Raw genomic sequence first — 14251 nt, 5'->3', positions numbered from 1 at the left:
TTTATTTGTGAAGATAACTTATTAAGTTTCATATATATGAAACTGAGTAACTAGTATTGAAACTAGTTACTAGAATGATGCAACCAATTATGAAAGCGCAACCTTTATGATGGTTTTATACAAATTAAAAGGAGTGAAAGAATTGGATTATAAAAAAATACCAAATGGCTTTTTATGGGGAGCTTCAACAAGTGCGTTTCAAGTCGAAGGTGCATATCGCGAAGATGGAAAAGGTTTGTCAATTGCTGATATCCGATCGTTTAGGAAAAGTAAGGAACAATTAGATACTAAAGTAACTGTAGATCATTATCATCATTGGCAAGAGGACATAGGATTAATGAAAGAGCTCGGACTGAAAAGCTATCGTTTTTCTATTAGTTGGCCTAGAATTTTTCCAAATGGAGATGAAAAAGAACCTAATAAAGCAGGCTTAAACTTTTATCATCAATTAATTGATGCATTGTTAGAGAATAATATTGAACCTATTGTGACGATGTATCATTTTGATCAGCCGTATGGACTAATTGAAAAATATGGTGGTTGGGTGTCAAGAGATGCAATCAAAGATTTTGTCAAATATGCGGAATGCTTACTTGATGAATTTGGAGACAAAGTTCGGTATTGGTTAACTATTAATGAACAAGCTGTATTGGTTGTTGCGCCAGATATGTTAGGAATAGATTTAAACTTACCAGATAAAAAAAGATATGAGCAGGCCTTCCAAGCAAATTATCACATGTGGCTGGCGCAAGCAGAAGTATTCAAAATGTGCCAAACTCGTTTTCCAAACAGTAAAATTGGACCGGCAGTTTCCTATATAACAACATTACCTGCCAGTAGGAAATCATTTGATGTGATGGCAGCAAAGGATTTAGAGGATTTTTATTCGTTTGCTCAAATGGAAGTTGCGCTTAAAGGGAAAATTCCTATATATTTTGAAAATGAACTAAAGAAATTAGACATTACCATTGAACAATATTCAGGAGATCAAGAACTATTGTTGTCTGGTCGTGCAAATTGCTTAGGGGTAAACTGGTATTGTACAACGATTGTTGAAGCAAAATCAACTAATGATACAGAACAATTTATTTTTAGACGTATCGAAAGAATTCGTGATAATGATTTACGCTATACTAATTGGGGATGGAATTTTGATCCTATTGGGTTACGCTACGGTTTGCGACAACTGTTAAATCGTTATGCAGATATTCCTATTCTTATTACAGAATGTGGTTGGTCAGAAGAAGAAGAATTAATTGATGGAAAAGTACATGATGTAAGAAGGATTGAATATTTAGATAAGCATATTGAACAAATGGCTTTAGCCATTCAAGATGGTGTAAATGTGATTTCTTTCAATCCATGGTCTTTTATTGACATATTGAGTGTAGGAGATGGCATGGAGAAACGCTATGGGATGGTATACGTGGATCGTTCTAATTTTGAAGAAAGAAGTATGAAACGATATAAAAAAGATAGCTTTGAATTTTACAAAAAGGTCATCAAAGCTAACTCTTAAAATGTAGTATTCTCATAAAACATCATTCGACGAACAAAATATTCAGAAAAAATCCTCATAGGGTAATTTCCAATGTTTAATTGCCGTTTTGTGGTTAGATAAATTGTCTGCTGAAAACGAAATGAATCCATTGAACTATAGTTTTGTGTAACTAAAACTAAGGGAATATTTTTAGTTAACAATAAATCGTAAAAGGATTGGTAATGGTTAAAGAAATTTCCATAATTTGACAAAATAACAATTAAGTCTTGTTCAGAAAAACGAGTTACAATGTCTGAAAATTTTTCAGAGCTTTCAGCGACTTCAATTTTCTTTCCGATTGCTAAGCAACCAAGTTGGATATCTTTTGCAATAATATTTGAGTCACTGTATCCCAAAAAAGCAACATGCTCAGCTTTATTCACAGCTTGAACTAGTAAATCAATCTCTTCAAGATTCATCGTTTGTGCAGTGTCTTGGATGGCTTGAATAATTTGTTGCGTATATTGTTGTAAAAAATCAGCGGGGAAATCTTTAATTTGGTTGACTTCATGATTAGTTAGTTTTAAAAAGGATAATCTAGAATTACTATTTAGACGACGAAAGTATTTTTTAAATTCATGATAATTTTCAAAACCGATAAAATGAATAAATCGTGTAATAGTTGCCTTAGACACAAAGGTTGCTTCAGCAAAATCTGAAATTGATAACTCAGGTAAGCGTTTAACATTTTCTAAAACAAATTCAGTCAGCTTATAGTAAGTCGATTGACTATTTTCAGTGTTGAAATATGAGTAAAGTTTGGTAATGGGATCCATAATTCCTCCAATTAGAAAGGGCGTATAAAAATGAGTAGTTCTTACGAAAAATTTCAAAATATAATTGATCAACGCGTATTACCAGTTGCAACAAAATTTGGTTCTAACAAAGCAATACAAGCAATTTCAGGTGGATTGATGTACACCTTGCCATTAACGCTAGGTGCTTCCCTATTCTCAATTCTATCTAATTTTCCAATACCATCAGTAAATGCATGGATTCATAATGTAGGATTGTCCGAACATTTTAATGCTTTACTTGGAGGGACATTAAACATAATTGGCTTACTAATTGCTTTTTCTATTCCCTATTCTTACACAAAGCTTTTAAATAAGTCAAGTTCAAATCCCTTAATGGCAGCCTTTATATCAACTGCGGCCTTTATTACATTAATGCCCCAGCATATAATTGCAGGTGAAGAAGCTATTCCTGCTTTATCCTATGATTACCTAGGAAGTTCAGGAATGTTTGTAGCAATTATTTTAGGGCTATTAATAGCTCGAGTGTATGTAAATTTATCTCAAAAGAAAAAATTATTAATTCGTATGCCTGAAGGTGTGCCACCTATGGTTAGCCAATCCTTTGAACCCTTAGTTGTAGCAATTATTATTCTAACTGGGATTGTATTTATTAGAATTGGTTTGAGCTATACGCCGGTAGAAAACATATTTAATTTAGTGCAAGTTGTGATAGGAGATCCTATTACTAAAATTGGGAGCTCGGTACCTGCTTTAATTCTTATTACCATTATTGCAAATGGTTTGTTCTTCTTTGGAATACATCCAAATGCAATTAATAGTGCATTGGTACCGATTTTAATGAATATGGCATTAGCCAATGTAGAGGCATATCAAACAGGAGCAGAGTTACCATTTAAGGACATCATGATTGTTAACAGTTTTTTAAATAATGATGCTGTGGGTAGCACCTTGAGCTTATTAATAGCTATTTTAATTTTTGGGAAAAGTAAACGTTATCGATCATTCGCTAAAGTTTCTATTGTTCCTAATGTATTTAATATTAATGAGCCAGTTATTTTTGGTTTACCAATTATGTTAAATCCAATCCTACTCATTCCTTTTTTATTAAGTACAGGTATAACGGCTATTATTGGTTATATTGGTACTATTTCAGGTTTCATTTCACATTATGATCCGACAATTGCAATAGGTATGGCAAGTATTTGGACAGTGCCTAAATTTATTTCTAGTTTTTTCATTATGGGTTGGCAAGGATTGGTCTTACGATTGATTAGTATGGTAATAATGGTCGCAGTATATTTGCCTTTCGTAAAGGTACTGGATCGACAAGATGGTCTGGAAGAAAAAAATTCTCAAAATATGTAGTAGTTACTGTTTAACTAAAATCTTGATAGTGATAGTTAAGTTAGATGAAATAATTTTAAATAAAAAAGGAGATTTTTTAATGAAATTAGTGACAATTGATATTGGTGGAACTTATATTAAATTTGGTAGCTATGATTGTCATACAAATAAATTAGCTTATTTAGATACAAGTTTAACGCCACAAAACAATCAACAAGAATTACTGTCTCAACTAGTAAATATCGTGAATCGATTTTCTGATGTATCTGGTTGTGCTATCAGCATCCCAGGTACAATAGATGTTGAAAGAGGGTATGTTGTTCAGGGAGGAGCTCTACAATATAATAATAATACTTATTTTGCGGATAAACTATCTGAAAAAATAGGTATACCGGTAATCATAGAAAATGATGCAAGGTGTGCTGCATATGCAGAATTATGGCAGGGAAAGCTAAAAGGAATTAAGAATGCATTGGTTTTAGTTGTGGGTACCGGTTTGGGTTGTGCGATTATTCAAAATGGAAAAATTTATCGTGGGACACATCTCTATGCCGGAGAATTTTCGCTGATATTTACAAAAAGTATCAATCAATTTGGTTTTGATGCGGTATTAGGAAATCAAGTGGGCATTCCAAAATTTGTATCAAAAATGTCTAGTATTTATGGAGAAGAAATCGATGGCCCTCGTGTGTTTCAATTAATTGAAGACGGTGAGCGACAACTGTCAAATTGTTTTGACGAGTATGTTAATAATTTTGCAACACAATTATTTAACTTCCAGATTATGCTTGACCCAGAAAAAATTCTAATTGGTGGAGGCATTAGTCAAAATGAATTGTATATGAATAAGTTATCTCAAGCGGTAGAAAAATTTTATCAAAAAATCCCAATTGCTATTACTCATTCACCGATTGAAGCTTGTCAATTTAAGAGTGAAGCTAATTTAATTGGTGCAGTAAGGAATTATATGCTCACTAAAACATGAACTCAACTTAAAGACTCTAAAATTTGAAGGTAATTGTAAATATTTCAGCGACCGATGTATTTAAATCAATTAATCAAGTTCAAAGTGTCGTGATTGCTCAAGAAGAGATAGAAGATACTGTTTTATCAGGAATTTTTGATACAATAGACTTACTGATATGTCATTGAGAGCTGGGGTGAAAGACCTAATAGTTTGAAAGGTACTTATCCGATGAATAATATATCAAAAAAACAAGCATCCCCTTCACTCCAAAGGGCGATGCTTGTTTTCATTATTCTCCACGATACTGTAGCATTAAGCCCTTTAAAAAATTTCGTGCATACTTGTCGCCACAGGGTTTGTAATTGCGGTGGCCTTCTTTGCGCAAGATGGCACCCATTTCACCTTTTGAAACAGTCACGCCAGCTTGATCTAAGAGGGCTAACATATCTTCGCTAGTTAATGATAAAGCAATTTTCAATTTTTTCAGCATTAAATTATTCGCATTGCCTTTGTGTAGTTCAAGGATTGGCTTATCTGAGCCTTCACGAGCACCACGTTGCGAAATAATCATACCATTTAGAAAACGTTCGAAGTTCTCATCAGTTAATTCAATTTCATAGTTTTCAGTATCGATTTTTTTTAACATCTCACGGACTTCATCCTTTGTTACAGTCACGCCACCTAATTCAAAAATCTTTACCATATCCATATCTTTAATATCGAGCGCATAACGTAAGCGCGTTAAACGGTCATTATGATTCATTTTTAACACCTTCCTATTCTCTTCACTAGTATACCAAATTTTTGTAAAAAAGGATGGTGGGAGTGTAAATTATTTCTATTAACACTTAGGAAATTTGTAAGACTTCCTCGACGGCTTGTTCAACGGCAATAAGATCCGTAATTGGCAAAGAAGCACGAATTTCAACTAATTTTTGATGAGCTGGTAAATGATTTAAAAAGGTCACAGTACTAATGACGATATCAGCTTCAAGATAATTTGTGACGAAAATAACTTGATATTTAGATAAATGATAATTGACGCGTGTTTCGATAAATTGTTGGTGCAATTGGGCAACATTTGAGAAGACAAATACTTTAATTGTTGGGTTGAAGGCGATAAGATTAACTAAAGATACACTGTTTAAAAAAGATATTTCCTTCATATAATCCAGACTGTTTAACGATAAACATTGAGCTGAAAAGTTTTTCCAAAAACGCTGAAAACGTTCGATATACTCGGGGAAATCTTTTGACAGATTGGTTATCCGAACAATTTCATTAAGGGCAAGTAAAAATTCATCAATACAAAATATGGCATCGAGTAAAAACTCGCGATGTAGAGTATCTACCATGCGTTCCTTTTTAGTTGTCTCAATAGTGCCAAATTCCTGTTCAAAACAATCAAGCCATATGTGAACATTGGAGGCAAAGGGTAAGGGTTCTTTAGTTATGAGTGAAAATGGAATTGATGAAATATTTGAAGCATGGATATATATCAAGAAAAAATGCCAATCTGCTTCAGACCAATCAGCTAAAAAAGCTGGTTGGTTTGGAAAATAGTAATATGAACGATAGGCTAAGGTTGTATCATTCGATTGGATATTGAATTTACGTTGGATACTGTTAGAAATAAGGAAAACAAAAGTGGCAATATGTTGTACTTGATTTTCCAGAACGCTAACGTTTAAGTATCTCAAGATTTTTGTTGTTAAAGTCAAATATGTTTGAGAATCGGTAATCCAAGGAATTGAATCAATGGTACTGTGGACATCGAAAAGTAAAAATTGTAAAAAGAGACGAATCGTTCCTTCTTGTCCTTTTAGTGACATTCGGTTTGAGAAAGAAATATGCATATTGTAATTGTGTAAGGTTTGATTGATTAGTTTCAGTTGACGAGCGAGGGTGGAGTTCGAGATATAGTGATGCTGGCAAAAATCGGCGACATTGACTTGGCGTTCTAAAAAAACCTGACAGATAATTTTATAAGTCAAACTTTCTGTAATCACATGTTCAATAAGTGTGTGAATGTTTTTGCCTTTGCGAATTAATTTCATCCCTTTGCGTGGATTCACAATCAATTCGATTTGCTCCGGCTGATAGAGCATGTCAAATTCTTCTCGCAGTTCACTGCAAGCTAGTTTGACGGCATTAAAAGTAGCATCAGGTATTAAATCAGTTATTTGGCGTACGGATAAATAAGCGGGGTGATTGTCCAATAGTTCAATGATTTTGATTTTTAATAAAAAATTTTTTTGAATTTCTAGCATTGATTGTTTTGCTGTTGGAAAAGGTTGCTCTTTTCTGCCAGCATCCTCCTTTTTCAGTTTATCATCCAAATCGTCTAGATTTTTTGTGAAAAAAACGATAAGATAAGTTTATTATAACAGTATTTATCGTCACAAATAGTAAAAAATCAGTGATTTTATCTAAAAAAATCATATCTTTATTTTTTTAATTACAAAAAACGAACAGTCATAGCAAGTAAAAATATGAGAATGGTAAAGGAGTCAGACATGATTGAGAACAAAATATTGTCATTAGATGAAATTGAGTCGAATGAAACTTATAAAGCTTGTACATTTACGAATAATTCACAAGCAGTCCATGTATCAGAAGTAATATTTGAGAGCTGTGAATTTGAAAGTAGGGAATTCATTCGTAGTGAATGGTTAGATTGTACATTCAAATCGATGATTTTCTCGAATATGAATTTATCGGAAAGTATTTTTTATCGTTGTCGGTTTGAGCACTGTCAATTATTGGGGACTAATTTTTCCTTGAATCGCTGGAAACAAACAACAGTCAAAGATTCTCGCTGTGATTATTTATCGATGAGTCAATCGATTATTGAGTCATGCCACTGGCAGACAAGTTCTTTGAAAGAGGCTTTTTTCCAAGAGGTAACGATCCAAAAAGAAGTGTCTTTTGATCAATGTGAATTATCGCAAGCGGATTTTAGTGAGACCAAGTTAGCAAATATTGATTTTTCGTCGAGTGAATTTGATTCATTATATTTCTCACCAACATATCTAAAAGGAGCGATTTTCGCGCATTACCAAGCACCACAGCTTTTGGCAATGATGGGAGTTCGCATCAAATAGTTTAGCAACGTCGATACTATGAATACAATGAGAAACATGATAAAATGATTAGATAAACAGATGATAAGGTGTGAAGTGTGTATGAAAAATTCGATGAGTTACTATTTGCCAATTATGTCTCACTATATAGATGTTCCTTATGACGATAAACCACGTCGTGTCCGTGTCTTACTTCCCAGAGATTATGACATGAATGTCGAAGAAACCTATCCGGTTGTCTACATGCATGATGGACAAAATGTATTTTATAGTAAAGAATCTTATTCAGGCTATTCGTGGAAATTAATTCCATTAATTAAAAACAATCTTGAATTACCTAAAATGATTATTGTCGGCATGGATAATGCAGAAGAGGATCGTTTGGACGAATACACACCGTGGCCGTTTGAATCAGAAGAAGAAGTGGCAAGTCACGGACATCTTGGTGGTATGGGGATGGCGTATGGCGAATGGGTGGTTGAGACAGTCAAACCATTTATCGATAAATACTATCGCACCAAACCAGAGCGAGAGAATACCTTACTGGCAGGGAGCTCTTTAGGCGGTTTAATTACCGCTTATATGGGAGCAGCTTATCCAGAAGTGTTTGGTTCTTTAGGGGTTTTTTCATTGGCATCTTGGTTAAGTGAGGAAGCATTTCTGTCTTTTATTCACCAACAGCCCTTACATCCAGATACGAAGGTCTACATTCAAGTTGGAACCGAAGAAGGCAATGAAGCGGATGAAGCTTTTGCTAACAAAAATATTAATCAAGCCTATATTGACAGTTCCTTATGGTATTATCAAACACTTCTGCGTCAAGGACATCAAATGGATAAGATTTGGTTACGCATTTTAGCTGATGAACATCATTTTGAAAAATATTGGGCGGATCATTTTGGTGAGTACTTGATGTTTCACTTTTCAAATTAACGAAAAAGCTAGTACATTTTTCCAGTATGGAAACCATGTACTAGCTTTTTTTAAATTTTACCTTGTTGTTCTAGTTGACTGAAGAAATAAGGCAGTTGATTACGCCAAGCATCCCAGTCATGTGGAACATCATGCCCCCAATAATCAAACCAAGCAGGAAGTTGTTTATCTGAAAAAATCCCTTGTAATTGTCGGGTTGCTTCAATATGAGGTCCTTCCCAATCACCTTGTCCAACTGCAATAATAAAGGTATTTTGACGGTATTGATCAATAAACCAAGGCTCATTTAGTCCTGGTAAATAATCGATAGGTGAATTGAAATAAACGGCTTGATCGCCATAAAATTCACCTGTAAAGAAGCGAGCATCATAGACACCACTTAAAGCAATACTAATATCAAAAACATCCGGATGTTTTAACGCGAAGTTGACTGTATGGAAACCACCCATGCTACAACCAGTTGCAACCATCGGCCCATCCCAATTCGCTTCATAACGAATCAATGGTACAAATTCATTGACGATATATTCGTCGTAACGATTGTGATTTTCCGCCATGGAATGCGCATTTGTTTCGGCTAACCAAGACTCCTTATCAATCGAATCAGGGGTGTAAAAGCGTAGTAACCCACGATCGATGAATGATTGACAAGCTTCAATCATACCAAAATCAGCAAATTCATTTTGGCTCCCCCCAGAAGAGGGGAAAACAACGACTGGTTTCCCAGCATGTCCATAAACGTTAAAATTCATTTCACGGTTTAAATGTCCGCTATAGTGACTTCTTCTTTCAAAATGCATACAGTGACCTCCTAATATTTCTGACGAATAAATGCAAAGTATTCGAATAATTGTTCTTCTGATGGCGTACGAACCAAGTAACCTTCATCCCCCATAATCGTGGCAAAAATGCCTGGAATTGTTTGAATCGCAATTAGTGAATCCCCTAAATGACGACGAATGTCATCATTTGAATGAACGTAATGATTCGTACTATATTTTCGAGAAACATACCCGCAATAATAAGGACGCGTAATCGGTGCATAAAAACGATTATCTTTCACTACATTGGCATATTCGGCGAAAATATCGAAATCGTTGGCGTAGTTAAACATATCGATTGTAGAACCACCGGGTGGGCGCAAGTTTACTTCTAGTGGTAGCAAAGAACCATCCGCTAAACGGAAGAATTCAAAGTGGAAGAAACGTTCTTTGGTATTGAAGGCTTGGACCATTTTTGAACCCATCTCGTATAAATCATCAGGTACTTCACGAGAGACATAGAAGTACATATCGTTATCATTTTCAACCGTTTCTAAGACGGCGACATTATAAAGCAAGCTAGAATAATATAAAATATTCCCATCATGATCCGTTAAACCATCGAAAGTGACAATATCCCCTGGAATAAATTCTTCCATAATATAAGTGACGGCATCGTTTTTCACGTCAAAGAAATGCGCAAGTTCTTCGTCATTTTTTATTTTGTACGTATCGCCGGCACCTACGCCACTATCTGGTTTGATAATTACGGGATAACCCAATGTGTCAATTAACGTTTTTGCATCTGCAAAGTCTGTAAAGACACGGCCATCGGCAACAGGAAGACCAATCTGACGAAAGACAGCTTTCATGCTCGATTTATGTTTAATCGCATCTAAATCCGCCTCTTTGTAACCAAAGACATTAAAGTCTGTTCGCAAGCGTGCATCTAATTCCAACCAATGCTCGTTATGTGATTCAATGCGGTGAATCCGCCCGTATTTATGGGCAAAAAAAGCAACTGCACGATAGACTTGATCATAATCTTCCATATTGTCGACGCGATAGTAATCAAGTAATGAATCTTTGAGTGTCTGTGACAATTGATCATAAGGAGCGTCCGCAATCCCTAGCGTACGAAAACCAGCTTCTTTCAAGCGTGGAGCAAACGTCGCAAAATTATCGGGAAAATGCGGTGAAATCATCACAAAATTAAGTTTATTATCCATAAATATCACCTTTTTAATCATTTTTATTGTCTTATCATAGCATAGAATCTAGTTGTAATCTAACTATTTTTTAATTTTTCTCTCTAAATTCAAATGAAATTAAATTAGTGATGAGAGACAATTACAATACTGGTTTTCTTCGGTTTAGAAATTTTCTATAGTGAAAACTAAATCAAATAAATTTACAAACGTTTTTTTACCTTTTATAATAAAGATAGAAATAGGAAACGTTTTCTGAAACGAATTTAGGAGGGATTTCTATGACGGACAAATCAAAAGAAGAAGTATATGCAGAACGCCAACAATCCTACAAGTCGGAGAAAGAAAAGATTTTTAAAGAAGCCCAAAAAGAAGCTGTTGAAAACAAAGTAATTGAACCTGAAAAAGACGAAAAAAAATGACCCGCAAAGGTCATTTTTTTTCGTCTAGAGGTAAATTAGTCAACCAGCGGTCTTTTCCTTGGAAGACTGCTAATTGTTGGACCCCAAATTCAGCAAGCAATGCTGCCATTTCAGGGAACAATAAACGATAGTCTTCGGCTACATGTGCATCAGATCCTAGGGTAAATAATTTGCCGCCAAGGCTTTGATACAAAGGAATAGCGTAGCGATAAAGAGACGCATTTTGATAACGCCCAAAGCTTTTCGCATTGATTTCCATCGCTAATTCACGTTGGATCACTTTTTTGAAAATCGTGATTAATTCTTTCTCAAAATGTTCCTCTAATTCCGTTGCAGAAAAATCGAAACGACGTAATCCGTATTCGAAATGGGTCAAAATATGCCCATCAGGAAAAGAGTCAAGTACAGTTGCCATCTGGTCAAAATACATTTTAGCTACATCGAATTTGTTTTTTGTTAGGACGATGTCATCCATGTAATCAAAGGCACCGTTTTGGTGAATACTGATGAGTTTTAAATCATAGGGATGAGCAGTTAAGTAATCTTGAATAGCCGCTTCTTGACCAGGAACAACCCCGATTTCAATGCCGCGCAACAGCTTTGTTTCTGTTTGTTCAGATAATGTCGCTAATTTTTCTGTTAAGACTTTATAGTCAGGAATATCATCATGAAAACCTGTACCAGCATTTTGTAAGTCAAAGTGATCAGTTGCGACAAAAAACTCGGGCTTATTGACAAGATAATTTTCAAATTGCTCTTCGGAATCAAATGATAAGAATGTATGTAAATGCTGGTCATAGTAGTTCATGAAACGTCCTCCTAATCCATTCATTCAACGATACGAAGAATGAATGTCCTTTTGCACACACAGTACCACAATTTAATCGAATTGACTAGCAACAATCATAAATTCAAAAAATATGTTATCATTTTTTAGAGGAGGGAGAAACATGACAGAATACTATCAACTTTCAGACGGGTTTCAAATTCCTAAGATTGGGTTTGGTACCTATAGTTTAAATGGGTCATACGGCACACGAGTGATTGAACAAGCATTATCAACAGGTTATCGGTTAATTGATACGGCTTTTAATTATGAAAATGAGGGAGCTGTTGGACGTGCCATTAAGAACAGTAGCGTACCACGCGATCAACTCACGATTACGTCCAAATTACCGGGGAGACACCATGATTACAAAGAAGCACTGGCTACGATTGAAGAATCGATTGCTCGCTTAGGTCTTGATTACATTGATTTATATTTGATTCATTGGCCTAATCCGAAACAAGGAAAATACGTCGAAGCTTGGCAAGCCTTGATTGATGCACAAAAAACAGGCTTGATTCGCTCAATTGGTGTGAGTAATTTTCTACCAGAACACATCAATCGTTTAGAGCAGGAAACAGGAATTCTACCGGTCATTAATCAAGTCGAATTGCATCCGCATTTTAACCAAAAAGTGCAACGCACATATGACGTATCCAAACAAATTATTACTGAAGCATGGAGTCCTTTAGGTCGTGCCTCTGAAATTTTGACGAACACTATCTTACAAGAAATTGCAGCACGGTATCATCGTTCAGTTCCTCAAATTATTTTACGTTGGGAACTGCAATTGGGCGTTTTACCAATTCCCAAAGCTTCTCATCATGCACGTCAACTAAATAATTTGTCAGTTTTTGATTTTGAATTGGCAGTAGACGATATGCAAACTATTGCGAGTCTTACAAAAACAAATGGGCGCTTGCAGCAACAAGATCCTGCAGTATATGAAGAATTTTAAGTCATTAAAATCCTCGGACCTAGTGTTTACTAAGGTTCGAGGATTTTACTAGCGTATCAGAATGATTTTGAGTATACTCATTCTATCTTGAATTTTGAAAGTAGTGATTTTTTGGCAAAACAATTAAAAAAAGAAATTTCTCTAACGGGTGCATTATCGACAGTTATGGGAACGGTAATTGGAGCAGGGGTCTTCTTTAAAGCTGCTGCGGTTGTTTCGCAAACGCAGTCGGCAGGGCTCACGTTATTTGCTTGGCTATTGGCTGGTTTTTTAACAATTTGTGGTGGGTTGACGGTGGCTGAACTAGCGACGGCTATTCCTGAAACTGGGGGACCCATTAAATATATTGAAGTCGCTTATGGTAAAATGCCGGCCTTTTTATTAGGATGGGCACAAAGTATTATTTATTTTCCAGCAAATATTGCCGCATTAAGTATTATTTTCGCAACACAGTGTTTGAACTTATTTCATTTAGAGGCACATTATTTGTTACCCTTATCCCTTATTACAGCAGTCAGTGTAACAGGTATCAATTTATTAGGGACTAAAATTGCAGCCAATGTCCAGTCGATTACCTTGTTTATTAAGCTGATTCCCATTTTTTTGATTATTATTGTCGGATTATTTACACCTGGGCAAGTAACAGTTTCATTCATTGATCTGTCTATTGGTGGCGATAAATCATGGGCGGCTGGTTTCAGTGCAGCCTTGCTAGCAACGTTATTTGCTTACGATGGCTGGTTAAATGTTGGTAATGTGGCTGGCGAAATGAAACGTCCAGAAAAAGATTTACCCAAAGCGATTATTGTTGGCTTAAGTTTAGTAACGATTGTCTATGTAGCAATTAATGTTGTTTTCTTAAAAATAGCGCCTGTCGGACAAATTGCCGGTAATTTAAATGCGGCTTCTGAAGTTGCTACGATTTTATTTGGTAATATCGGTGGAAAAATCGTCACGATTGGTATCTTGATTTCGGTTTACGGTGCATTAAATGGTTATACAATGACTGGGATTCGTGTTCCATATGCGTTAGCAACTAAAGACGAATTTCCGTTTAGCAAGCAAATGAAACGATTGTCTAAAAAGACAGCCGTACCTTATGTGGCTGCTTGTGCCCAATTGGCAATTGCTTGTATCATGATGGGGATTGGTACCTTTGACTTATTGACCGATATGCTAGTCTTTGTCATGTGGTTCTTTAGTATTTTAATGTTTATTGCAGTATTTCTATTACGCAAAAGACAACCAGAAATGCCACGCCCCTATAAAGTGCCCTTGTATCCAATCATCCCAATGATTGCGATTTTAGGTGGGGGCTTCATCTTAGTGATGACCACCATCACCACGCCATTTTTAGTGTTAACAGGGATTGGTATCACTGCGATTGGAATTCCTGTGTATTATTATTTGAATAGAAAACAAAGTTAAATAAAAACATCCGAGCCATCAAT

Annotated in this window: 15 protein-coding genes; 9 read left to right on the top strand and 6 right to left on the bottom strand. The window is 35.4% G+C overall.

The genetic code is table 11. The features are described 5' to 3' along the window. The first annotated feature begins 142 nt into the window (after positions 1 to 142). Positions 143 to 1519 (top strand): glycoside hydrolase family 1 protein, encoded by a 1377-nt coding sequence (locus tag BAU17_RS08470; protein WP_161902381.1) that lies wholly within the window; start codon positions 143 to 145, stop codon positions 1517 to 1519. Here BAU17_RS08470 and BAU17_RS08465 read toward each other — a convergent pair. Beyond that, a complete protein-coding gene (locus tag BAU17_RS08465; RefSeq protein WP_161902380.1) occupies positions 1516 to 2316 on the bottom strand; it encodes a MurR/RpiR family transcriptional regulator in 801 nt (266 codons plus the stop codon). The genes BAU17_RS08470 and BAU17_RS08465 overlap by 4 nt on opposite strands. A gap of 30 nt (positions 2317 to 2346) precedes the next feature. On the opposite strand from BAU17_RS08465, the gene BAU17_RS08460 reads away from it, so the two are divergent. The 3 genes from BAU17_RS08460 to BAU17_RS14205 all read left to right on the top strand — a co-directional run bounded on the left by BAU17_RS08460 (position 2347) and on the right by BAU17_RS14205 (position 4794). Next, complete coding sequence (locus tag BAU17_RS08460; RefSeq protein WP_161902379.1) at positions 2347 to 3663, top strand: PTS sugar transporter subunit IIC; 1317 nt, start codon at positions 2347 to 2349, stop codon at positions 3661 to 3663. A 79-nt stretch (positions 3664 to 3742) separates the two neighbouring features. Further along, positions 3743 to 4627, top strand: coding sequence for an ROK family protein (locus BAU17_RS08455; protein WP_161902378.1), 885 nt, complete (start codon positions 3743 to 3745; stop codon positions 4625 to 4627). A gap of 23 nt (positions 4628 to 4650) precedes the next feature. Then, a complete protein-coding gene (locus BAU17_RS14205; protein ID WP_237579098.1) occupies positions 4651 to 4794 on the top strand; it encodes a hypothetical protein in 144 nt (47 codons plus the stop codon). A 104-nt stretch (positions 4795 to 4898) separates the two neighbouring features. On the opposite strand, the gene BAU17_RS08445 is transcribed toward BAU17_RS14205, so the two are convergent. Both BAU17_RS08445 and BAU17_RS08440 read right to left on the bottom strand, forming a co-directional pair. Further along, positions 4899 to 5372: a YehS family protein gene (locus tag BAU17_RS08445; RefSeq protein ID WP_161902377.1), complete on the bottom strand. Its 474-nt coding sequence runs from the start codon at positions 5370 to 5372 to the stop codon at positions 4899 to 4901. 85 nt (positions 5373 to 5457) lie between these two features. After that, entirely contained in the window at positions 5458 to 6948 is a 1491-nt protein-coding gene (locus tag BAU17_RS08440; protein ID WP_161902376.1) for a helix-turn-helix domain-containing protein, read from the bottom strand. 177 nt (positions 6949 to 7125) lie between these two features. On the opposite strand from BAU17_RS08440, the gene BAU17_RS08435 reads away from it, so the two are divergent. Beyond that, entirely contained in the window at positions 7126 to 7713 is a 588-nt protein-coding gene (locus BAU17_RS08435; RefSeq protein WP_161902375.1) for a pentapeptide repeat-containing protein, read from the top strand. 81 nt (positions 7714 to 7794) lie between these two features. Continuing rightward, on the top strand, positions 7795 to 8625 hold the full coding sequence (locus tag BAU17_RS08430; protein WP_161902374.1) for an alpha/beta hydrolase: 831 nt from the start codon (positions 7795 to 7797) through the stop codon (positions 8623 to 8625). 50 nt (positions 8626 to 8675) lie between these two features. Here the strand turns inward: BAU17_RS08430 and BAU17_RS08425 are convergent, their stop codons facing one another. Continuing rightward, positions 8676 to 9425: an esterase family protein gene (locus tag BAU17_RS08425; RefSeq protein ID WP_161902373.1), complete on the bottom strand. Its 750-nt coding sequence runs from the start codon at positions 9423 to 9425 to the stop codon at positions 8676 to 8678. A gap of 11 nt (positions 9426 to 9436) precedes the next feature. Then, positions 9437 to 10615 carry an ATP-grasp domain-containing protein gene (locus BAU17_RS08420; RefSeq protein WP_161902372.1) on the bottom strand — a complete coding sequence of 393 codons (1179 nt, stop codon included), beginning with the start codon at positions 10613 to 10615 and terminating at the stop codon, positions 9437 to 9439. A 260-nt stretch (positions 10616 to 10875) separates the two neighbouring features. On the opposite strand from BAU17_RS08420, the gene BAU17_RS14115 reads away from it, so the two are divergent. Then, on the top strand, positions 10876 to 11016 hold the full coding sequence (locus tag BAU17_RS14115) for a hypothetical protein (protein ID WP_202622303.1): 141 nt from the start codon (positions 10876 to 10878) through the stop codon (positions 11014 to 11016). A 10-nt stretch (positions 11017 to 11026) separates the two neighbouring features. Here BAU17_RS14115 and BAU17_RS08415 read toward each other — a convergent pair whose 3' ends face one another. Beyond that, positions 11027 to 11824 (bottom strand): PHP domain-containing protein, encoded by a 798-nt coding sequence (locus BAU17_RS08415; RefSeq protein WP_161902371.1) that lies wholly within the window; start codon positions 11822 to 11824, stop codon positions 11027 to 11029. A 142-nt stretch (positions 11825 to 11966) separates the two neighbouring features. Here BAU17_RS08415 and BAU17_RS08410 point away from each other — a divergent pair, with 142 nt between their 5' ends. Together BAU17_RS08410 and BAU17_RS08405 are read left to right on the top strand one after the other, a co-directional pair. Then, on the top strand, positions 11967 to 12800 hold the full coding sequence (locus tag BAU17_RS08410) for an aldo/keto reductase (RefSeq protein WP_161902370.1): 834 nt from the start codon (positions 11967 to 11969) through the stop codon (positions 12798 to 12800). A gap of 111 nt (positions 12801 to 12911) precedes the next feature. Next, the gene (locus BAU17_RS08405; protein ID WP_161902369.1) at positions 12912 to 14228 is read left to right on the top strand and encodes an APC family permease; all 1317 of its coding nucleotides are present in this window, start codon (positions 12912 to 12914) and stop codon (positions 14226 to 14228) included. Positions 14229 to 14251: the final 23 nt, after the last annotated feature.

It is taken from the genome of Candidatus Enterococcus willemsii (assembly GCF_009933335.1).
GTDB lineage: Bacteria > Bacillota > Bacilli > Lactobacillales > Enterococcaceae > Enterococcus_F > Enterococcus_F willemsii.
This window is presented reverse-complemented; position numbering and strand designations above follow the sequence as displayed.